20 protein-coding genes are annotated in these 21,660 nt (G+C 66.2%); 9 read left to right on the forward strand and 11 right to left on the reverse strand.

What is annotated here, in order from left to right:
- Window positions 1-5 precede the first annotated feature (5 nt).
- Together NP3_RS39350 and NP3_RS39355 are read right to left on the reverse strand one after the other, a co-directional pair.
- Window positions 6-1,805 (reverse strand): P-loop NTPase family protein, encoded by a 1,800-nt coding sequence (locus tag NP3_RS39350; RefSeq protein ID WP_063046795.1) that lies wholly within the window; start codon window positions 1,803-1,805, stop codon window positions 6-8.
- Between the two features lie 85 nt (window positions 1,806-1,890).
- Complete coding sequence (locus NP3_RS39355) at window positions 1,891-4,116, reverse strand: hypothetical protein (RefSeq protein WP_063046796.1); 2,226 nt, start codon at window positions 4,114-4,116, stop codon at window positions 1,891-1,893.
- A 417-nt stretch (window positions 4,117-4,533) separates the two neighbouring features.
- On the opposite strand from NP3_RS39355, the gene NP3_RS39360 reads away from it, so the two are divergent.
- From NP3_RS39360 to NP3_RS47360, 3 genes are all read left to right on the forward strand, one after another.
- The gene (locus tag NP3_RS39360) at window positions 4,534-4,911 is read left to right on the forward strand and encodes a hypothetical protein (protein ID WP_157124852.1); all 378 of its coding nucleotides are present in this window, start codon (window positions 4,534-4,536) and stop codon (window positions 4,909-4,911) included.
- 26 nt (window positions 4,912-4,937) lie between these two features.
- On the forward strand, window positions 4,938-5,633 hold the full coding sequence (locus NP3_RS39365; RefSeq protein WP_063046798.1) for a response regulator transcription factor: 696 nt from the start codon (window positions 4,938-4,940) through the stop codon (window positions 5,631-5,633).
- A 138-nt stretch (window positions 5,634-5,771) separates the two neighbouring features.
- The gene (locus tag NP3_RS47360) at window positions 5,772-7,466 is read left to right on the forward strand and encodes a sensor histidine kinase (RefSeq protein ID WP_157124853.1); all 1,695 of its coding nucleotides are present in this window, start codon (window positions 5,772-5,774) and stop codon (window positions 7,464-7,466) included.
- A gap of 2 nt (window positions 7,467-7,468) precedes the next feature.
- Here the strand turns inward: NP3_RS47360 and NP3_RS39375 are convergent, their stop codons facing one another.
- The 3 genes from NP3_RS39375 to NP3_RS39385 form a co-directional block, all read right to left on the reverse strand.
- A complete protein-coding gene (locus NP3_RS39375) occupies window positions 7,469-8,053 on the reverse strand; it encodes a Uma2 family endonuclease (RefSeq protein ID WP_063046800.1) in 585 nt (194 codons plus the stop codon).
- Window positions 8,054-8,161: 108 nt separating this feature from the next.
- Window positions 8,162-10,048 (reverse strand): translation elongation factor 4, encoded by a 1,887-nt coding sequence (lepA, locus tag NP3_RS39380; protein WP_373864817.1) that lies wholly within the window; start codon window positions 10,046-10,048, stop codon window positions 8,162-8,164.
- 62 nt (window positions 10,049-10,110) lie between these two features.
- The gene (locus NP3_RS39385) at window positions 10,111-10,764 is read right to left on the reverse strand and encodes a DUF6304 family protein (protein WP_063046801.1); all 654 of its coding nucleotides are present in this window, start codon (window positions 10,762-10,764) and stop codon (window positions 10,111-10,113) included.
- Window positions 10,765-10,829: 65 nt separating this feature from the next.
- Between NP3_RS39385 and NP3_RS39390 the strand changes: the two genes are divergently transcribed.
- The 3 genes from NP3_RS39390 (at window position 10,830) to NP3_RS39400 (ending at window position 12,636) form a co-directional block, all read left to right on the forward strand.
- A complete protein-coding gene (locus NP3_RS39390) occupies window positions 10,830-11,558 on the forward strand; it encodes an EthD domain-containing protein (protein WP_063046802.1) in 729 nt (242 codons plus the stop codon).
- Between the two features lie 72 nt (window positions 11,559-11,630).
- Complete coding sequence (locus NP3_RS39395) at window positions 11,631-12,209, forward strand: type II toxin-antitoxin system PemK/MazF family toxin (RefSeq protein ID WP_063046803.1); 579 nt, start codon at window positions 11,631-11,633, stop codon at window positions 12,207-12,209.
- Between the two features lie 19 nt (window positions 12,210-12,228).
- Entirely contained in the window at window positions 12,229-12,636 is a 408-nt protein-coding gene (locus tag NP3_RS39400; RefSeq protein ID WP_218025023.1) for a DUF5360 family protein, read from the forward strand.
- Window positions 12,637-12,663: 27 nt separating this feature from the next.
- On the opposite strand, the gene NP3_RS39405 is transcribed toward NP3_RS39400, so the two are convergent.
- The 4 genes from NP3_RS39405 to NP3_RS39420 all read right to left on the reverse strand — a co-directional run bounded on the left by NP3_RS39405 (window position 12,664) and on the right by NP3_RS39420 (window position 17,017).
- On the reverse strand, window positions 12,664-13,452 hold the full coding sequence (locus NP3_RS39405; RefSeq protein WP_063046804.1) for an aquaporin: 789 nt from the start codon (window positions 13,450-13,452) through the stop codon (window positions 12,664-12,666).
- Window positions 13,453-13,617: 165 nt separating this feature from the next.
- Entirely contained in the window at window positions 13,618-14,460 is an 843-nt protein-coding gene (locus NP3_RS39410; RefSeq protein ID WP_084509558.1) for a transglutaminase family protein, read from the reverse strand.
- A complete protein-coding gene (locus NP3_RS39415; RefSeq protein WP_063046805.1) occupies window positions 14,457-15,431 on the reverse strand; it encodes an alpha-E domain-containing protein in 975 nt (324 codons plus the stop codon). Before NP3_RS39415 ends, NP3_RS39410 begins: the two co-directional genes overlap by 4 nt.
- Window positions 15,431-17,017 carry a circularly permuted type 2 ATP-grasp protein gene (locus NP3_RS39420; protein WP_063046827.1) on the reverse strand — a complete coding sequence of 529 codons (1,587 nt, stop codon included), beginning with the start codon at window positions 17,015-17,017 and terminating at the stop codon, window positions 15,431-15,433. The genes NP3_RS39415 and NP3_RS39420 overlap by 1 nt, the downstream gene beginning before the upstream one ends.
- Window positions 17,018-17,449: 432 nt before the next feature.
- Here NP3_RS39420 and rpsT point away from each other — a divergent pair, with 432 nt between their 5' ends.
- Entirely contained in the window at window positions 17,450-17,710 is a 261-nt protein-coding gene (rpsT, locus tag NP3_RS39425) for a 30S ribosomal protein S20 (RefSeq protein ID WP_040687883.1), read from the forward strand.
- Between the two features lie 362 nt (window positions 17,711-18,072).
- A complete protein-coding gene (locus NP3_RS39430) occupies window positions 18,073-18,318 on the forward strand; it encodes a hypothetical protein (protein ID WP_040687907.1) in 246 nt (81 codons plus the stop codon).
- 49 nt (window positions 18,319-18,367) lie between these two features.
- Here the strand turns inward: NP3_RS39430 and NP3_RS39435 are convergent, their stop codons facing one another.
- The gene (locus NP3_RS39435; RefSeq protein ID WP_084509559.1) at window positions 18,368-19,279 is read right to left on the reverse strand and encodes a helix-turn-helix domain-containing protein; all 912 of its coding nucleotides are present in this window, start codon (window positions 19,277-19,279) and stop codon (window positions 18,368-18,370) included.
- Between the two features lie 123 nt (window positions 19,280-19,402).
- Between NP3_RS39435 and NP3_RS39440 the strand changes: the two genes are divergently transcribed.
- The gene (locus tag NP3_RS39440; RefSeq protein WP_063046829.1) at window positions 19,403-20,473 is read left to right on the forward strand and encodes an aldo/keto reductase; all 1,071 of its coding nucleotides are present in this window, start codon (window positions 19,403-19,405) and stop codon (window positions 20,471-20,473) included.
- 104 nt (window positions 20,474-20,577) lie between these two features.
- On the opposite strand, the gene holA is transcribed toward NP3_RS39440, so the two are convergent.
- Window positions 20,578-21,549, reverse strand: coding sequence for a DNA polymerase III subunit delta (holA, locus tag NP3_RS39445; RefSeq protein WP_063046806.1), 972 nt, complete (start codon window positions 21,547-21,549; stop codon window positions 20,578-20,580).
- Window positions 21,550-21,660: the final 111 nt, after the last annotated feature.

Below are 21,660 nucleotides of genomic sequence, written 5' to 3' on the forward strand. Positions count from 1 at the left end.
CTTGCTTACGCGGCCGCGCTGATCCCATCTGCCTCGGCGCGCAACCCGCGCAACCGGCCGAGTTGCACGTCCAGGTCGGCGATGCGTTCCTCGCGATGATCGCCGTATTTGCCGTAAGCCACCTCCGCGACGCGCAGGCGTTCGTCGGCGGCGCGGAGTACATCGGTGGCGATATCGGTGAAGTGGTCACGCAGTGTGCGCTGCATGGCGCGCAACCGATTTCGCGATTCCTTACCGACCTGGAAGATCACGTCGTCCATCAGTCTGGCCACCGAAACCTTGGCCTCGGCCTGACGGCGCTGCTTGCGCGCCTTGCGGTCGTCCCACAGCGCATTGGCGCCCAGCAGCAGCGCGGCGGCGGCCGAATACCAGTTCACCAGTGGCATTTTCAGCAGGCTGGTGAGCACACCGACCATGAGCAGACCACCGTAGGACCCGCGCATGACGGTCAGGAATTGGCCGAGCACACCGGCCTTCCCGCTGGTCAGCGGATCCAGCGGCGCGACAAGGTCGAGCACTTCACCGGGATTTTCCAGGCGTAGGTCCGGTAGCGGCGGGGTGCGGTGATCGGCGGGGAATTTGGCGGCCACCTGTTCGGACAGTTCCACCGCCCGGTAGTGCGCTACCACGAAATTCTCTTCGACGGCCTCGCAGATGCGCGCATCCAGATCCGCGCCGAAATCCTGCCAGCGGCGGGCTGGATCGGTGTTGAGGATCTCGGCCTCGGCATCGCGTACCAGACTGCGCAGCCGATGCCGCAGGTCGTGTTCGATATCGGCCATCAGCTCGGTACTGCCGTCACCGAGGGTGACCTGCCAATTGGCCGAGCGCTGCCGCAGCTGGTCGGCCTGGTCGCGGGCGGCGACGAGTTGTTCGGTGATCTCCACCCGGCGGCGCGGATCGCGCAGCGCCTCGGCCTCGGTCCGCAGGGTCACAGCCAGGTGGTCGGTGACTAGGCGGATGTCGTTGGCCGCGGCTTCCAGCACCAGGCTGTCGGCCCTCGCCAGCACATAGTCGCGCAGGTGGTCGACCAGTTGGGGCACACCGGATTCGATATCACGCTGGTAATTGCCCGCCTGCAGGTGCAGCAGCGCGGAAACCGGCGCCACCGCGAAACCGAGACCGGCCGCGTCCAATCGCTCGCGATTGCGCTGCTGGGTGTGCTGCCAGTGCGGGTGCAGATCGATCTTGTTCAACGCGCAGATGACCGTCGGACAGAGCTGCTGGATGCGCTCGAGGTAGCCGATCTGTTCCGTGCTGAACTCGGATCCGGCGTCACCGACGTAGAGCACGGCATCCGCGGCGGCGATCATCGACCAGGTGGTGTGATCGTCGCCGTTGCCGCCCGGTGCGTCCATCAGGACGAGGCCCTCGGCGAGCAGCGGGCTCGGCTCGGTGAATTCGGCGCGGATCACCCCGTCGGCGGCCAGCGCGGGCCCCGGGTCGAGCGGATCGACGGGCTGGCGTTCGATCCGGCCCGCACCCAGCGATTTCACCAGCACGGCGGTCGGCTCCGGTCCGAACTCCGCGATCACCGGCACGCTCAGCGCACTCTCGGTGGCGCTCACCCGCGCCCCGATCAGGCCGTTGACCAGGGTGCTCATACCGTTCTTCGCGGCGCCGACGACCACGAGGCGCAGCCGTGTGTCACCGACCCTGGCCCGGACCATACTCAGTCGGCCACCCAGGTCTTGTCGGCCCGCGGAGCGGGTCATCTCCTGCAGTTGATCGAGAATTCCGATCACTGGCGCCATCGCCGCCGGATGTTTCACCGTGGCGGCCTCCAGCCCAGCTGCGGCAGACAACCGCTCCTCCTAACTGTCGTACGAATATCGCGTTCGACGATGACATGCGTCGGCGCGACGGATGCGCGCGACCCCCGTGCGGCTCCTAGAACAGGTTGATATCCAGGCCCGCCACGACGTGGTGGCCGTCGTCCACACCCGGATCGGGCAGCAACGGGGTGGACAGCCCGGCGGCCATGAGGGTCAGTGCCGTGTGATCGGGCTCGTATACCGGGTGCGCGAAATCGGCCGGGTCGCCGAGGTCGGCGGCGATCGGGTGTGCAGGCGGCTTCATCGGGGTGACCGGTGCGGGCATCGTCGGCGCGGGCACGTGCGGCTGCTGAGTCGGGATCGGCGCCGGGGAATTCGCGGTCGGGATATCGATATCAGGGGTTGGCGCGACCGTCGGCGCGGAGTGGGTCATCGTCGGCACTGAGACGGTCGGGACGTCCACGGTCGGGTCGTCGATATCCGGCTGGGTGGTGTGGGTATTCGGGATCGAGTTGCCGCCGTTGACGGTGCTCGGAATGGTGCCGCCGTTGTGACCGGTGCTGGTTCCGCCACTATTGCCGGTGCTCGGGATCGTCACATCGTCGTCGTCCGGAATCGTCGGCGTCGCCGTGTGGGTCGGCGTGTGCGTGGTGGGAGCCTGTGTGGTCGGCGCGTGGGTCGCGGTCGGGATCTTCGTCGTCCCGGTGGCATCCGTGTCCGGAACAGTGGGGTGGCCGGGCTTGGTACTGCCCGTATCGGGAGTCTTGGTCGGATGCCCGGTGGTGTTGTCGGCGGGGATCGGCACCGTCTTGGTGACGGTGGTCGGAATGTTCGTCAGCGGCGTCGTGGTCGAAGGCGAATCGTCGACCACGACCGGATGCTTCGCCGGAACGGGCCTCGGCTCGAACAGCGCGGGCACCGTGGCGGCGGGCGCGGTCAGCGGCGACGGACCCGCCGGAGCGACCAGGACATTGGCGACCGGGGTGCTCGCCACATCCGGCTGAATCGTGGTCTGCAGCGGGGTGGCCGCAACCGGCGCTGCGACCGCAGCGGGCGCGACGACCGCGGGGGCCACCGCTGCGGGCGCGACGGCCGCGACCGGAGCGGGCAGCGGCGCCGCGAACGGCTGCACGGGCTGCACCGCGACGGGCTGCACGGCCGAGTACTGCGGGACGGATCCACCCACGGGCTGAGTGCCGACCGGGTTGACCGTGCCGTTCGTGCCTGCATTATCGAGGCCGGTACGTCCGGTGGTGCCGGGGGTTTGGCCGAGCCAATCGGAGTACCTGTCGATATTGTCGCCGACCCGGCCCGCGCCGACCTCGACCTTCAGCGCGCCCTCGACCTCGATCTTGGACTGCGTGGCGAGGTACACCCCGTTCGGACCGGCACTGAAGTCCACTTGGAGTTCGGTGTGCACGCTGAAACCGGCTTCGGCATTGATGAATACGCCGAACGCATCAGGGCTGCCGACACCGTGGTACATGTCGGCGCCGTGGAATGCGTCGCCACCGTGGAACACGTCGTTGCCATGGAACAGCTCACCACTGCCCCCGGTCGCGCCGCTGTGAAACATGTTGCCGCCGTAGAACGGAACGTTGCTCGCGACCGCATCGCCGTCGTCGGCGCTTTCGGCATCGCTGCTCACCGACTCGCTGATGGCCGTCCCCGACGTCGGAACACGGGGCAGGGTAAAGGGATTCGAACCCGGAGCGAGGAAGCCGTTCGGGCTGGGGAGGTTCGGGCTGGGGAGGTTGAAGCCGTGGCCGCCCTGACCGAGGTCGAGTCCGGGCACGTTACCGAGGCCGGGCACGTGTCCGGTACCGAGATCGAGGCCGGACTGCGGTGAGTCGCTGTGCAGATCGAGGCCGGACCGTTCACTCTCGGTTCCGAGCGCGAGGCCGGGCTGATAGCTGCCGTACCCGGTGTTCTGCCACGGCTGCGGTGAATGCTGCTGCGGCACAGGCCCGATGTACACGCCCGAATTGGGCACATTCGGAATGGTGAACGGCGCGTTGACGCTCACATCGCGCGGGGTCGGCGTCGACGAATGCAGCGGCGCGGGCGGTGTCGAATTCGGGTCCGGATCCGGGAAGGTGACCACGGGGCTCGGCGCGTCCGCATCGGGGTCGCGGGTGTAGGCCGAAGTCCAGCTGTCGAGCCGTTGCCCGCCGGGATGTACGGGTGCGGTACCGCCATTGGCGGCGACCAGCGCGCCGCCGGTCACGTACGCGCCCGCCCTCGCTACCCGCGCGACGCCGGTGGCAACGCGATAGGCGGTGTCGCCCGCACGGTCGTCAGCGTCGGTGGCATCGCTGTCGAAGGGCAGGTCACTCGTCATGCAAGCTCCACTCTCAGGTTTCCAGCATCCTCACCACGCCGGGCAGACCGAGTGAAGATCACCTAACGATATTCCGGAAAACCCAACTGTCACATTCTGCAGGTCCGCAGAGCATACGACTGTGACGAGCAACATAACCTTGCCATTGCAGAAACCAGAACGGAAGCCCTGTTTCTGCGGGCATCCGAATCGGGGGCCGGTGTTGCCATCGGACCTGCTCGAGCGCTCCGAGCCCGCGCCACGCGGCGGCCCCGAAAGCGTGTCGACGAGACTAACTCGTCGGCGGCCATGCGTACAGCCCGAAGTTCGATGCGCCGCAAGAGGTTTCTAATGATTGCCCAAGAGATGGTGAAGTTCGGCTCCCTAGCGTCGGTCTCGCCGGGACGAATCCGGCACCGACACGAAGGAGATCGCACCATGATCGCAACCCTCGGACGCGGCCGAGCCCGCATTGTCACCATCGCCACGGGTACCGCATTCGCCGCCACCGCGGCCGTGCTGGTCGCGGGAGTCGCCTCGGCCCAGCCACCGCTGCCGGGCGATGGGGACGTGACGGTGACGTGCGTGGTGCAGGGCCCCGGCGAACCCCACGTGGTGATCATGGAGCGGCCGGGTCGGATGCCCGGCGCTCCGGCCGCACCGCTACCGCCGGACTTCGCATTGCCGGGCTGCCCGGATATCGATCCGTCCGGACCGGTCATCGTGGCGCCTGGCCGACCCGGCGGACCTGTTGGGCCCGGCGTCTTGCATGTCCAACCCGCACGTCCGGCGCCGACCGGCAGCAGCGGCAGCTGACCGAGGTCCGGCTCTATGGTGGCCCCATGACCGGACAACGCATCTTGGTCGTGGACGACGAGGTTCGAGTTCTCGCGTCGCTGCGGCGCGGGCTCGAACTCTCGGACTTCGAAGTGGTCACCGCGGGAGACGGCGCCGAGGCGCTGTCGATGGTCCACAGCGCCGAACCGGACGCCATGGTGCTCGATGTGAATATGCCGAATCTCGATGGGGCGGGCGTGGTTACGGCATTGCGCGCGATGGGCAACGACATTCCTATCTGCGTGCTGAGCGCCCGAACCGCGGTCAGCGATCGCATCGCGGCCCTGGAGCGCGGCGCCGATGACTACCTGACCAAACCCTTCGACCTCGGCGAACTCGTCGCCCGCCTGCATGCGTTGCTGCGCCGTCGGCCCGCGCTGATCCGGCCGTCCGGCGATGACCAACGTCAGGTCGGACAGGTGCGCATCGATCGGGCCGGACATCGGGTGTTCGCGAGCGGACACCAGGTGGAACTGACCAAACGGGAATTCGAGGTGCTCGCACTGCTCGCCGAGAACATCGGAATCGTGCTCAGTCGCGAGCAGATCCTTTCCGCGGTCTGGGGTTACGACTTCACCACCGACACCAATGTGGTGGATGTGTTCGTCTCCTACCTGCGGCGGAAGTTGGAGGCGCACGGTGCATCTCGGGTGATCCACACCGTGCGCGGGGTGGGATTCGTACTGCGGGAGGAAGCATGAGCGCTACGGAGGAATCGTGAGCGAGCAGAGGAATCGCGAGCGAGCATCGGCATCGGCATCGGCATCGGCATCGGCATCGGCATCGGCATCGGTTCCAGCACAACGACCCGAGCGCCGACGAGTCGGTGGAGCCGGGCAGTGAAGTCTCCGAAAGGCAGAGTGTCCCTGTCGTTGCGCGCTCGTGTGGCGCTGGTGTCGGGCGTGGTCGCGGCGCTGGTCGCGGTCACGCTCGGCATCGCATACACGGCACTGCTCGACGCCACCGGTTCCCGTCAGTTCGACGAGACGGTCTCGACCATGGGCGTCGCCATCGCACCGCCGCTGGATACGCCACCGCACGTAGTGATTCGGACGCTCCCCGATCCACCGCCCTTGCCCGCCCCCCAACTGAATCCCGTCCCCGAACCAAAGCCCCTCCCCACCCGGCAACCCGATCCCACAATCCCTGTCCCAAGACCAGGCCCCGCAATCCCCACCCCGCAATCGGATCCCGCGATCCCCGGCCCGCAACCCGGCCCCGCAGTCACCACCCCACAACCCGCCCCCGCAATCACCACCCCGCAACTGGGCCTCGACATCCCCCTCCCCTACCTAGATCCCTCCCTACCTGGGCGGGTCATCGTGGGCCCCGGGGATGTCCGCACCGCTGTCGCAGGCGCGCCCGGTTTAGTAGTGCGGCTCGAACCCGATCGCGCACTGGTGGATTCGGCCATCCGCCGCAGCCAGCTGATCGGCGTCGGGATCGGCATCGCGGGCGTGCTGCTCGCCGCGGTGCTCGGCTGGTTCCTGGCCGGTTATGCGGCGCGGCCACTGCGCAGACTGGCCACCGCGACGCACGGCATCGACACCCTCGAACAGCTCCCGCCGCTGAGCGGCCGCGGAGCCCGTGAGGCGGAAGAACTCTCCGACGCCATCACCCGCATGCTCACCCGGCTAGAGGCGGCGCACGGCGCCACCAATCGCGCGCTCGCCAGTGCCAGGGACTTCGCCGCGGTCTGCGCCCATGAACTCCGCACACCACTCACCGCGATGCGCACCGACCTGGAAGTCTTGGCCACCAAGGACTTACCCGCCGAGCAGCAGCGCGCGGTCCTCGCCGACGTCCTGCTGGCCGAGCGCCAGATCGAGAACACCCTGACCGATCTGGAGCAACTCGCCGTCGGCGAACTCACCGAATCCGACGCCTTCGAACCCTTCGAACTCTGTGAAACCCTCGACCGCGCAGTACAAGACGCCCGCCGCAGACACCCCGAGGTCAGCATCGCCCTGACCGAATGTCCCGCGACCACGGTGACCGGCCTGCCGGGCGGCCTCATGCTCATCGTCACCAACGCGGTCGCCAACGCCGTACAGCACGGTCACGCACGCACCATCACGATCGCCGCCCATCACCGCGATCCGAGCATCGCCACCGCGAGTTTTGTGGATCCAAGCCTGGCTGGCGCGAACCCCGCCGATCCGGGCAATCCCGCTCCAAGCGTTGTCGGCGGACCCGCCGATCCAGCCACGGCTGGCGTGTACCCCGCCGATCCGAAGGCTGCGACCCCGAACGGCGACGTGCGCCAGGCCGATCCGAATGCCTTCCGACGCAACGCCTGCAACGCGGCGACCGCTGTCGAGATCATCATCGACGACGACGGCACCGGCATCCCCGAATCCATCCGCCCCACCGCTTTCGACCGCTTCATCAAAGGCCCCGGCTCCCCCGGCTCCGGCCTAGGCCTCGCTCTTGTCCGCCAACAAGCCGAACTCCACTCCGGCACAGCCGAACTCATTCCCCGACCAGACGGTGGCACCCGTCTGGTCGTGCGCATCCCCAAACGTACAGGCTGAGCTCAGCTGATCCAGTCCCGCAGCGGTGCTGTGTCCAGCGTGACACCTACCGGGAGCGGTAGCGTCACCTCGAGCCCGATGGCATACCGGTGCACGTCCAGGTATTGGCCGTTTTCCGGCTTGCTGTACACCACAACCTCGGCTGTGTCCCGGTCGATGAGTAGATAGATCGGGATTCCGGTCTCAGCGAAGGCCGTGGGCTTGTCCACGCGGTCACGTTGGTTGGTATCCGAGTCCCACGACGTGACCTCGACGGCCATCAGCGCGGCATGAGCCGACGCCCACTCTCCTTGTCCCAAGAACGCGTCGATTGGTGCGAGTACGGCATCTGGGCGTGCGCGCCCTTTGCGGTAGGTGCCCACCTCCAAGCCCTGCCCTGCAAGATGTAGAAACAGACGAGGACTCAACGGCATAAGCGCGAGAAGCAACCAGTGCAAGATCCGGTTGCGCTCAGCATCGGGCACAGGTTTGACCCCCAGTCGTCCGCCGATCAGTTCGACACGCATACCTTCGGTCTCGCGCTCGACCGCACGGGCGATCGCCTCGAACTCGGACGTGAGGATTGGATCCTCATGCACTGCCGTCACCGCCCACCTCCCCGGTTTCTGCCGACCCGACATGAATCCTGCCTCATAGTCATCCCCTGTGAGGCATTATCTCCCAGTTTTCCGATCGACGCCCCGAGCGGCTGCCCCCTACTTCTGCCCCTTCGGTTTATCGGAGGCAGCATCAGACGACAGGGCGGCTACGAACGCTTCCTGGGGGACGTCCACGCGGCCGATGGTCTTCATGCGCTTCTTGCCCTCCTTCTGCTTCTCGAGCAGTTTGCGCTTACGGCTGATGTCACCGCCGTAGCACTTGGCGAGCACGTCCTTGCGGATGGCGCGAATGTTCTCGCGGGCAATGATTTTCGAGCCGATGGCGGCCTGGATGGGCACCTCGAACTGCTGGCGTGGAATGAGTTCGCGCAGTTTGGTGGTCATCTTGTGGCCGTAGGCCTGGGCGGCGTCGCGGTGCACGATCGCGCTGAACGCGTCCACCGCTTCGCCCTGCAGCAGAATATCCACCTTGACCAGCGCCGATTCCTGCACACCCGACTCCTCGTAGTCGAGGCTGGCGTAACCGCGGGTGCGCGACTTCAGCGAATCGAAGAAGTCGAAGATGATCTCGGCCATCGGCATGGTGTAGCGCAGCTCGACTCGGGTCTCGGACAGATAGTCCATGCCGCCGAGTTCACCGCGCCGCGCCTGGCACAGCTCCATGATCGAGCCGATGAATTCACTGGGCGAGATGATCGTGCACTTGACCACCGGTTCGTACACATGCCGAACCTTGCCCTCGGGCCAGTACGACGGATTGGTGACGACGTGCTCGGCGCCGTCCTCCATCTCCACCTTGTAGACCACGTTCGGCGCGGTCGAGATCAGGTCCAGATCGAATTCGCGCTGCAGGCGCTCGCGGGTGATCTCCATATGCAGCAGGCCGAGGAAGCCGCAGCGGAATCCGAAGCCGAGCGCCACCGAGGTCTCCGGCTCATAGGTCAGCGCGGCGTCGTTGAGCTGGAGCTTGTCGAGCGCGTCGCGCAAATCCGGATAGTCCGAGCCGTCGACCGGGTAGAGACCGGAGTACACCATCGGGCGCGGCTCGCGATAGCCGGTGAGCGGTTCGCTCGCACCGCCGCGCGCGGAGGTCACGGTATCGCCGACCTTGGACTGGCGCACATCCTTCACGCCGGTGATCAGATAGCCGACCTCGCCGACGCCGAGGCCCTGGGTGGGCTTGGGCTCCGGGGAGACGATGCCGACCTCGAGCAACTCGTGTGTCGCGCCGGTGGACATCATCTTGATCTTCTCGCGCGGAATGATCTTGCCGTCCACCACGCGGACGTAGGTGACCACGCCGCGATAGGTGTCGTAGACCGAGTCGAAGATCATGGCGCGCGCGGGCGCGTCCGGATCGCCGACCGGCGCAGGCACCTGCTTGATGACCTCGTTCAGCAGCTCCGTGACCCCGACACCGGTCTTACCGGAGACCCGCAGCACGTCATCGGGTTCGCAGCCGACGATATGCGCGATCTCGGCGGCGTAGCGGTCCGGATCGGCGGCAGGCAGGTCGATCTTGTTCAGCACCGGGATGATCGTCAGATCCTTGTCCAGCGCCAGGTACAGATTCGCCAGCGTCTGCGCTTCGATGCCCTGCGCCGCGTCGACCAGCAGCACCGCGCCCTCACACGCCTCGAGCGCGCGCGACACCTCGTAGGTGAAGTCGACGTGGCCGGGCGTATCGATCAGGTGCAGCACGTAGTCGGTGCCGTCGACCTGCCAGGGCAGCCGCACATTCTGGGCCTTGATGGTGATGCCGCGCTCGCGCTCGATGTCCATCCGGTCCAGGTACTGGGCGCGCATCGCCCGCTCCTCGACCACACCGGTGAGCTGCAGCATGCGGTCGGCCAGCGTCGACTTGCCGTGGTCGATGTGCGCGATGATGCAGAAGTTCCGGATCCGGGCGGGATCGGTGAACGTCGTGTCGGCGAAGCTGGCGGGCACTCCACTCCTCATGGGTATCGGCAAACTGCCATCCATCGTCCCATGCGCGAGGTAGCGGCACTGTCAGCGGTTCACCGTTCCGCGTTCTGTACCACTTTTCAGCCGCGGTAGCCGGTGCCGGGGATGCGGAGCGTGTAGTCGGCGCACAGGTAGGTCTCGGGTACCTGCTCGGTCACCGGCACCTCGAAATAATCGTCCCTGGTCCGTACCGCGAGGTACTGGTCCTTGGCATCGCGATGACACCACATGCCGGTGAGGCCGTGGCCGTACGGCGAGTAGTCGGAGAACAGGCAGGTAATGCAGGAGAGCAGGCGGATGTCGTCCGGGAACTGTTGCCCGAGCCGGAACAGCGCGTCCTCGAAGTATCGGTCGGTGCCCTGGTAGGTCTTCCCGTCGATCTCGATGGCGAGTTCGAGTGACTCCCCCGCCCCGCCGGGCGGCAGTGTCAGCCGGAAGTGCATCACACCGGGTCGGCGCTGGTCGCGCAGTTGCACCGAGCAGGGCAGCTCGCCGGAGAATGCGCAGCCCGAGAGGACATCCCACTGGTCGACGGGCAGCCCGACCCGAAGCGCGGCGCCCTTGTCATAGGGGCCGAGCGCGTCGAAGTCCGGGCCCGCCACCGGAACGCCACGGATAACCGTCCGGATATCGAACCGGTTCGCACCCCAGTGCCGAGATGGCCCGACCCGCCACATGATGGGCTCGGTACCGTGCCCGTCGGTGTAGGTTCCCGGAAAAACCTGCGGCTGCACAGCTCGATCCTTCTTCCACGACGAATTGCCCGACTCTAACGGAGAATTCGCCGTATTTTCGGCGGGTGGAGAAGTTGGTTTTCGTCCTGCGCCGATCCGATGCCGAGGCGACCGAGTCGTGGTGCGAATCGTTGCGCACCACCGTGGCCGCGCGACTGGTCGACCTCGGGGTTGCGGGTGTCACCGTCTATGTCCGTGATGCGGCAGTCCAGGCCGCGCTGATGCGAATGGTGACGCTCGACCCGCCGATCGCCGCGGCGGTCACGGTCTGGGTCGAGCAGAGCTACGGTCCCGCGGCCACGGCCGCGGCGGATATCCTCGCCGAATTCGCGACCGCGGCACACGGCTACCTGGTGACCGAGTCGGTGCCGCTGCGGCTCGACGATTCGGTCCCGACCCGCACCGAGGGGTTCGGCAACCTCGCCTTCCTGCGCAAGCCCGCCGAACTCACGCGGGCGCAATGGCTGAGTGACTGGCAGGGACGGCACACCGCCGTGGCCATCGAGACGCAGTCGACGTTCGGCTACACGCAGAACGTGGTGGTCCGGGCGATCACCCCGGACGCGCCCGCCATCGATGCCATTGTCGAGGAACAGTTTCCGGCCGCAGCGCTCACCGACCCGCTGGTCTGGTACGGCGCGCGCGACGCGGCCGAGTTCCAGGACCGGGTGCGGCGCATGCTGGACTCGGTCGCGCGGATCGGCGCCGATCGCAACCTCGATACCGTCTCCGCCAGCAGATATTCGGTGCTGCAACCGTTTTCGACACGGACAACGCAGCGGACCGGCGCATGATGCGCGAACTCGCCCTACCGGGCGGTAAGCAGTGCTGATGAGAACGCGAGATCGCGCCGTTACCATCCAAGGATGGCCCGAACTTGGAACACGATCGGCAAGCAGCTAGGCCTCATCGCGAAGGAGCAGGGTCCCAAGATCGTCAAGCAGCAGGGACCGAAGCTGGTGGACAAGCTCCAGCGCTCATCACTGCTCGAGCGCGCGGTCGGGTCGCTGGCGACACGTAAGGCACCCGCTGTCGCGATCCGGCCGACCGCCTCGACCCCGGTACCGACCGGCGAGCGGGCCAGGCAGATCGTCTACTGCCCGCAGCTGGACGGCAGGGCCGATCCGGGCGAGATCGTGTGGACCTGGGTGCCCTATGAGGAGGATCCGAATAACGGCAAGGACCGTCCGGTGCTCGTCGTCGGACGCGACCGACGGACCCTGCTCGGGCTGATGCTGTCGTCGAATCCGGAGCGCGCGCACGACCGCGACTGGGTCGGAATCGGCAGTGGCAGTTGGGATCACGAGGGCAGGCCGAGCTGGGTCCGCCTCGATCGAGTACTCGACGTCCCGGAGGACGGCATCCGTCGCGAAGGCGCGATCCTCGCCCGCAAGACCTTCGACCTGATCGCCCACCGACTTTGTGCAGAATACGCTTGGCACTGATAGGGAATCGGGTGCTGTGGTGAATCGGGTTCTCGGGCCGACGAAAATCGCAATGCTGATCACCGACGTCGGCTTCCTGCTCTACTGGACGATCGCGTTCGCGCACGTCATCCCGCCCGAATGGGCCTATAAGGACTACACCGATCCGATACTCAGCGATTGGAACAACTCGTTCGTGCTGCTCGATCTGGCCGCCAGCGGCACCGGGCTGGCCAGCCTGTGTCGCGCACCCGGTTGGCGCACGCTGATGACGGTCTCGCTGACCTTGACCAGCGTGGCCGGACTGCAAGCCATCGCGTTCTGGACGTTGCGTGCGGATTTCAGCGCGCTCTGGTGGGTGCCCAACCTGTTCCTGCTGCTGTTCCCGCTGCCCGCACTGATCGCCCTGACCTGTGCCGCTGGATCCGAAAAGCGCCCGGCGGCATAGGGATTCAGCGCGCCGGGTGGATCGGCATCAAGACACCATTTCGCGGGAACGGCCGAAGAGCAGCCCGTAGACCAGCGCGCCCAGTACGCCACCGATGAGCGGGAACACCACGAAGACCCAGACCTGGGGTCCCGCACCGTTCTGGTAGAAGGCGACAGCGAGGCTGCGGGCCGGATTCACCGAGGTGTTGTCCACCGGGATCGAGATCAGGTGGATGACCGCGAGCGTGACGCCGATCGACAGACCGGCCAGCGGAATATCGGAGATCTGGTCGGTGGAGGCCAGCACCACGAATACCAGCAGCGCGGTCAGCATGACCTCGATGATGATCGTCGCGGACAGGCCGTATCCGTTCTCGATCACCACCTGTCCGAGCGGACCGCGCACCGCGGACGGACTGTGCTTACCCCAGCCGTTCGCCCCGAGCCCGTCGACCGCACGATCGTAGGACGGCAGATTCTTCGCGATCGCGAACAGCACGATTCCGGCCAGGAATCCACCGATCAGCTGCGCGATCACATAGCCGACCGCGGAGATCACCGAAAGCCTGCCGAGCAGCAGCTGCCCGAGGGTCACGGCCGGATTCACATGGCAGCCGGAGATCGGGCCGATCGCGTAGACCAGGAACAGCAGAGACAGGCCGAAGGCCAGTGCCACACCCAGCGGCCCGACGCGCTGACCGGCCAGCACCGCGGTGCCGACACCGCTCATGACCAGAACGAATGTGCCGAGTGCCTCGGCGGCCCACTTCTTGGCCTCCGGCGTCGGCTCCAGTTCGGTGACTTCCTCGACGACTTCCTGAGCAGTGGGAGACATACGCGCCACCTTCCGAGAGGATCTTCCCCGTATGCACGGAGTTTTGCCTTGGACCTGCTACGAAAATCACGGCTGATGTGAAACTGGACGTTACGCGAGACGGGTGAGCACTACAACGCTGACCCTTTCGAGCGGACCGCAAGCGATCGCTACGGCCGGGCTCGGCTAGGCGAGCCTGGTTATCTCCACCACAACCTCCAAATCGGTCGAACCGCCGCCGGAGAAAATGCCCTTCAGCGGCGGCACATCCGCATAGTCACGGCCGACGCCGACGGATATGTGCTGTTCGTTGATGGCGATATTGTTGGTCGGGTCGTAGCCCCACCACGCACCGGTCCAGGCCTCGATCCAGGCGTGCGACTGTCCCGCCACCGTCGTATTGATCTCGGCGGCGGGATTGGGATGCAGATATCCGGAGACGTAGCGGCTCGGAATCCCCATGCTGCGCAATAGCACCAGGGTCAGATGCGCGTAATCCTGGCATACGCCTTGACGTTCGGCGAAGGCCTGCACGGCCGAGGTGTGCACCGAGGTGGTACCCGCGATGTAATTCATTTCGCCGTGCACCCATTCGGCCGCGCGCACAACGGCTTTCGCGGGCGGGACGCCGCGCGCGAGCTGTTTCGCGATCGCCGCCAGCTTCTTGTCCTGTGGAACATAGGCGGTCGGCGAGAGCATTTCGTCGAAACGGTCACCGATGTGTTCGTAGTGCAACTCCTCCCAGGACAGCTCTTCGGCCGGACCGGCGAACGGTTCGGTCTCCACCACCGATGATCCGGTGACCTCCAATTCGGTATGCGGCGCGTGCAGATCGAAGGAGGTGACCGCGGTACCCCAGTAGTCGGTGTAGCGATAGGACCGGGTGGATGGCACCGTCTCGACCCGATTCAGGATGACGTTCTGCCTGCTGTCCGCGCGCGGAGTGAGCCGAGCCTCGTTGAACGACCGGGTGACCGGGGAGTCGTAAACATACCCGGTGGTGTGCACCACCCTGATCCGCCAGCTCACAGCTCTCCCTCCACCTGCGCATGGTTATCGTGACTGCTGCGCAGATCGGTCCAGGCCACCCACGGCGCGGCGTGGAAGTACTGCAGCGCGATCGCCTCGCTGACCTCGCGACAGGTCTTCTGCAGCGAGAGCAGACGATTCTGCAGATCCTCCAGCAGCGCACCGGGCGGCAGGAATTCGAGTTCGCTGCGGGCCCTGCCGAGCAGCCGCTGCGCCTCGTGGCGCGCGCCGACCCGGCTGCTCGGGCGCTGATCGAGTTCGGCGAGGCAGGCCTCGGCCACCCGCACCGAATGAAACACCGAACGCGGGAAAAGCCGGTCCAGCAGGATGAATTCGGCGACCAGATTGGCGTCGAGCGCGCCGCGATGGGTGCGCAGATAGGTGTCGTGCGCGCCCGCCGAGCGCAAAACGGTCACCCAAGCCGGTGACGAGGTGCGGTCGCCTGCGCGCGAAAGCAGCAGGCGCACAGTCATATCCACCCGTTCGATGGAGCGACCGAGCAGCAGGAAGCGATAGCCGTCGTCGCGGCTGAGGGTGGAATCGGAGAGACCGGCGAACATCGCCGCCCGATCCTTGATGTAGTGGAAGAACTCGTGCGGGCCGAGACCGCGGGCGGCCTTCTCGGTGGCCGTGAGCCCGATATAGGTGGCGTTCAGGCACTCCCACATCTCGCTGGACGTGACTTCGCGTGCACCCCTGGCATTTTCGCGGGCATTGGCGATCGAGTCGACGATGGAGTTGCCGTGGTCGTGACTGAATGCGACGAGGTCGGTGACCGACCAGACATCGAGTTCGACGTCTGGCGGTTCGATACCGAGCACTCGCAACAGCACTCGCGAGGTTCGGTCCGGGTCCACCGTGGCGTCCTCGAGCAACTGATGCACCGCGACGTCGAGGATGCGGGCAGTGTCGTCTGCGCGTTCGACGTATCGTCCGATCCAGTACAGGGATTCAGCGTTGCGGGCCAGCATCAGCGCGTCACCCCGCTCTGCTGCTGACCCCGACCTAGTCGCTGAATCTGTCGCATCGATCCCAGCCGCTGCTCCTGTTGTTGCTGCTGCTGTTGCTGATTCGACTGCGCCGCGGTCAATTCCCGGCCCAGCTCACGCTGATCGGATTGCGGCGGGTCGCTCACCAGTTCCTCGCCCGCGAGCTCGCGGTCGGCGGGTGAGGCGCGCCCGGCCAGCACCCAGGTGTCCTTACTGCCGCCGCCCTGACTCGAATTGACGACCAGCGACCCCTCCGGCAATGCCACCCGCGTCAAACCACCCGGCAGCACCCAGATGTCTTCGCCGTCATTGACCGCGAAGGGCCGCAGGTCGACATGACGCGGCACCAGCTCGTTGCCGATCTTGGTCGGCACAGTGGACAGCTGCACGACCGGCTGGGCGATCCAACCCCGCGGATCCGACTTGATCTTGCGCCGGATCGTCTCCAGTTCCCGTGGCGTGGCCACCGGACCGATGACGATGCCGTAACCGCCGGACCCCTCGACCGGTTTTATCACCAGTTCGGCGATGCGGTCGAGCACCTCCTCGCGCTCGTCGTCGAGCCAGCAGCGATAGGTATCGACATTGGGCAGCACCGGTTTTTCGGCGAGGTAATACTCGATGATCGTCGGCACATACGCGTAGGTCAGCTTGTCGTCGCCGACGCCGTTGCCGATCGCGCTGGAGATGACCACATTGCCCGCCCGCGCGGCATTCACCAGTCCGGCGACGCCGAGCACGGAATCGGGCCGGAAGTGCATGGGGTCGAGGAAGGTGTCATCGATGCGGCGATAGATCACGTCGACCTGGCGCTCCCCCGCCGTGGTCCGCATGTAGACGACATTGTCTCGGCAGAACAGGTCGCGCCCTTCGACCAGTTCCACCCCCATCTGCCTGGCCAGCAGCGAATGTTCGAAATAGGCCGAGTTGTAGACGCCGGGCGTGAGCACGACGACCGTCGGATCGGCCTCGTTCGGCGCGGCCGACGCGCGCAGCGCGGCCAGCAGATGCGTCGGATAGTCGCCGACCGCACGCACCCGGTGCGAGGAGAACAGATCCGGGAAGACCCGCGCCATGGTGCGCCGGTTCTCCATCACATAGGAAACCCCGGACGGTGAGCGCAGATTGTCCTCGAGCACCCGGAAGTCGCCGCGCTCGTCGCGGATGAGATCGATTCCCGCCACGTGGATGCGCACCCCGTTGGGCGGCACCAGTCCGGCGGCCTCGCGGTGGAAGTGCTGACATGAGGTGACCAGCCGCTTAGGGATGACCTCGTCGCGCAGGATGTTCTGCTCGCCGTAGACATCGGCGAGGAACAGCTCCAGCGCCGTCACCCGCTGCTTGATCCCGCGCTCCAGCTTGGCCCATTCAGCGGCCGCGATCACCCGGGGCACCAGATCGAGTGGGAAGGGCCGCTCCTGTCCGGAGAGCGAGAAGGTGATGCCCTGATCGATGAAGGCGCGGTCGAGTGCGTCCGAGCGGGCCGCGAGATCGGCCACGTCGATCGGCGCGAGCGCCGAGAAGATTCCCCTATATGGCTGACGCACCCGGCCCTGTCCGTCGAACATCTCGTCGAAGGCGTCCGCGTACCGGCCGGGACGGTAGCCCTCGAATAGTCCTGATGTGGTTGCTCTGCCGTTGCCGTTCGCATGCCCGTTCGACCGGACACGGGTCGGCGCAGGTGATCGCGCCGAACGTGGCGGCGAGGCGGGAGTCATGCAAAAATCGTGCTACACGCAGCGTCGATGCCGTGTGAGACACAGGTAAATTTCTTGCATCACTCCAGGTTTACGCCCCCTTACAGCGGTCGGTAGCGTTGCTGGTCGAGCCGTTCGCGCGGTGGCGATTTCGCGTGCCGCAGTGGCAGTGATTTCGTGTGCGACGCGGCGGCTGGTACCCTCGACCTTCGGCGTCGCGTTACCTGATTACTCCGGTTGTCAACGCGCGCTCGCGAACTTTTCAGCACAGTCCACCAGCGACAGGAACACGAGGAAACAGGCGTGGCCAACATCAAGTCCCAGATGAAGCGGATCCGTACCAACGAGGCGGCGCGCCAGCGCAACCAGTCGGTCAAGTCCGAGCTGCGCACCGAGATCCGCAAGGTCCGCGAGGCCTTCGCGGCCGGCGACAAGGCGAAGGCCACCGATCTGGTCGTCAGTGCCAGCCGCAAGCTGGACAAGGCCGCCTCGAAGGGCGTCATCCACGCCAACCAGGCGGCCAACAAGAAGTCGGCCCTCGCGCTGGCGCTGAACAAGCTCTGATCGCACCGGTACCGCCCGCGGTACCACCCATACGTTGACGCAGCCGCCGTGGCCTCGATGACCACGGCGGCTTTTGTCGTCGCTGATCGACTATTGCGAGGATCACTTTTTCGGTCCGGCAGCCTGAATTCAGGTATTTCTTCAGCAATGATTCAGCAATCTCTCGATTCGGCACTGATGCGGCCCCCTGGGCGTTGAGCGGAACCGTCCCGGGAGGTGCCATCTCATCGAGACTGCCCTGGGCAAATCGGCAGGAAAGTGGCGTGCCCGCCAACATCCCCAGGTCATCCGCCGCATCCCATTCCTCGAGCCGAATTCTGATCGGGCACCACATGTCGGAGGTTCCCGCTACGATTCGGCGCATGGTTACCGTGTACGCCAATCAGACGCCGGTTCGCTCCGAAGATCTGCCGGACATCATCCGCGCAGCCGAGGTCCTAGGCATCGGACTGAAGATCGAGAACGTCATGGTCCCCGATGAGGAAGGCGGCTACTCGCTGGAGTGGATCGTCACCCGGGACGAGGAAATTCCGGTCTACGAGGAGTGGGAGGGCCGGTACGAGGAGTCCGAAGAGGACATCGAACTGGTTCTCAGCTCGGTCGAATAGATCCCTGCGAATCCGCACCCGCACCGAGCGGGTGCGGATCTCTGAGTGCTCAATCCGGGTCGGCGTTCAAACGATCCAGCGCGGCCTGGGAGTCCGCATCAGCCGCGCGATAGATGATGATGCGCTGGTCTGGGTCCTGTAGCGGCATGAGCACTTCGAAATTGACCACCAGGGGCCCGACCTCCGGGTGGCGCAGCGGCTTCCTGCCGCGCCCCTGCACCCGAACGTCGTGCCTGGCCCACCCCTGCGCGAACTCCTCGCTTCGTGCGGTGAACTCGGCGACCAGGTCGGCCAGTTCCTGATCGTCCGGATGGGCCGCCCACGCTGCGCGCAGATCTGCGATGCCCGCGCGAATGATCCGGTCCCGATCGCAGTAGAAGTCGCGCATGGCGGGATCCAATAGGCACAGCCACATGGAGTTGCGCTGCCGCGGTGGTAGCGCGCCGAAGTCGACGACCAACCGCGCCATTTCCGGATTCCACGCCAGGATGTCGTAGCGGTGGTTGATCAGCATCGCGGGCAATGGCGATAGATCGTGCACCAGCAGCTCCAGCGCGGGCGCGGGGACAGTGCTCGGTTTCCCGGCATTCGGCTGGCGCTGCTGGGCCAGATCGAAGAGGTAGGCGCGCTCGTCGGTATCGAGTCGCAGCGCGCGTGCGAGCGCCTCCAGGACGTCCGCGGATGGGCGCAGGCCGCGCCCCTGCTCCAGCCGCACGATGTAGTCGGTGCTCACACCCGCCAGCTCGGCGACTTCCTCACGGCGCAGACCAGGGGTGCGCCGAGCCTGTTTGCGTGGGGGCAGCCCTAAGTCGCCGGGATTCAATCGCTCGCGCCGAGCGCGCAGAAAGGCCGCGAGTGCTTGTGCCCAATTCGCGGAGCTGCCCGGCCCTCCGTGGTCACGAAAGCTACCGTCTCCGGGCCTGAGCTCGCTCCGCTGTGTCGCATTCACCGTGCTCGTCATCGCCCTCGATCTTACGGCTGGCTAGGACTGGCTTTCCCAGGAAAAACCTTCCCTTACCCACGCTCTCGCGCCGTTCCAGACTCGATGACACCGGAAACGAAGTACGAACGACAGGAGCACGACATGTCCGGAGCCCGCACCCTCGATACCTACCGGTTGCTCGGCCGCTCGGGTCTTCGGGTGTCTCCGCTGTCCCTCGGGACCATGACGTTCGGCGCCGATTGGGGTTGGGGCGCCGATAAGGACGAGGCCCGCAAGATCTTCGACACCTACGTCGAGCGCGGCGGCAACTTCGTCGATACCGCGAGCCAGTACACCAACGGCACCTCCGAGCAGCTGCTCGGCGAGTTCAGCGCCGCCAATCGCGAAAGTCTGGTGCTGGCAACGAAATACACGATGCTGCGACGGCCGACCGATCCCAACTCCGGCGGCAATCACCGCAAGAGCATGGTCGGTTCGGTGGAAGCCAGCCTGCGTCGGCTGAACACCGATTACATCGACCTGCTGTACTTGCACGCCTGGGACTTCCTGACCCCGGTCGAGGAGATCCTGCGCGCCATGGACGATCTGGTCCGCGCCGGGAAGGTGCTCTATGTCGGCATCTCCGACGCACCGGCCTGGCAGGTCGCACGCATGCAGACCATCGCCGACCTGCGCGGCTGGTCCCCGCTGATCGCGCTGCAGATCGAGTACAGCCTGATCGAGCGGACCGTCGAACGCGATCTCATTCCGATGGCGCAAGAACTCGGCCTCGGTGTGGTGCCGTGGTCGCCGCTGGCCAGCGGGGTGCTCACCGGCAAGTACAGCCGCGCCGATTTGGCGCACGATTCGGACAGCTCACCCGAGGGCACCCGCAAGAACGTAGCGGCCGCCAACGGGTCGCTCACCGAACGCGGCCTGGTGATCGCCGACGTGGTGAAAGATGTTGCGGCACAACTGGGTAAGACGCCCTCACAGGTAGCGCTCGCCTGGACGCTGCAGAATCCGGGCGTCACGGCACCGATCATCGGTGCACGCACGGCCGCGCAGTTGGAGGACAACCTCGGAGCGCTCGAGGTCGAATTCGACACCGCGCAGCTGGACCGGCTGCAGCAGGCCAGCGCGATCGAGTTGGGTTTCCCCCACGACATGCTCGCCCGCCCGATGACCCGCGGCGTGACCTTCGGCGACCTGAAAATCGAAGGCCGCGACTGAGTTTCACCTGATGGGGTGGTGCGAGCCGGGCTCGCACCACCCCATCAGCGCGTCAGGTACCGATCAGCCGGAATCCGCCGCGGTATTGCATGCGCGGCACCCACTCAGCTTGCGGAGTGCAGGTCCAGGATCTGCGTGAGTGCGTGTTCCAAGGCGTAGTTGGCGTCGGCGGCGCCGCCTTTTACGTCGGCATTCAGCGTGGCGACGACTTGCAGGGCCGTACCGATGCTGGCCTGATTCCAGCCTCGCGCTTGGGCCTGGGCCTTCTTCACCTTCCAGGGCGGCATGCCCAATTGCTGGGCCAGCTTGAACGGGTCGCCGCGGCCCGCGGAACCGACGCGGGCAATGGTGTGGACGGAGTCGGCGAGTGCGTCGGCGAGCAGTACATGCGGTACGCCGCGGTCATTGGCCCAGCGCAACGCCTCCATAGCACCGGGTCGATCCCCGGCCACCGCGAGTTCCGCGACATCGAAACCGGAGATCTCGGCCTTGCCGGAGTAGTAGCGGCGTACCGCGGCGATATCGATCTTGCCGCCGGTATCGGCGGCCAATTGCGAACAGGCGGCGGACAATTCCCGCAGATCCGAGCCGACCGCCTCCAGCATCACCTGCACGACCTCGCTCGAAACCCGCACCCCGGCATTGCGGAATTCGCCGCGCACGAACTCCACCCGCTCGGCCGCCTTCGTCAACTTGGCGCAATCGTGCACCTGCGCACCCGACTTCTGCAGCGCAGGGGCCAGCGCCTTGGCCCGGCCGCCCCCGGAGTGCAGCACCACGAGCACCACACCTTCGGGCGGATCCGCGGCGGCGTCGGTGATCACCGCGACCGCCTCCTTACCCGCCTCCGCCGCCGACTCGAGCACGATCACCCGATCCTCGGCGAACAGCGAAGGGCTCAACAACTCCGCCAGCTCCGCGGTGCTGGCATCCCCGGCCCGCAGTCGATCAACGGGTACCGCGTCGGGGTCCGGCGCATCGGCCCGCACCTGCGCCGTAATCCCCGTGATGGCCCGTTCGACCAGCAGCTCTTCATCACCGAGCACCAGGTGCACTGCCGCAGTCCGTTCGGTCATGACTGCACCTCGCTGGCCGTGGGCTCCGTCGTGCCCGACGGTGCTGTGTCTTTGGTTCGCTCGCTGCGCTCGCTCACGCGAGCATCCTACGGTCCGTCACCGACACGTCCG

Origin of the sequence: Nocardia pseudovaccinii NBRC 100343, assembly GCF_001613225.1 — a bacterium.
Classification (GTDB): Bacteria; Actinomycetota; Actinomycetes; order Mycobacteriales; family Mycobacteriaceae; genus Nocardia; species Nocardia pseudovaccinii.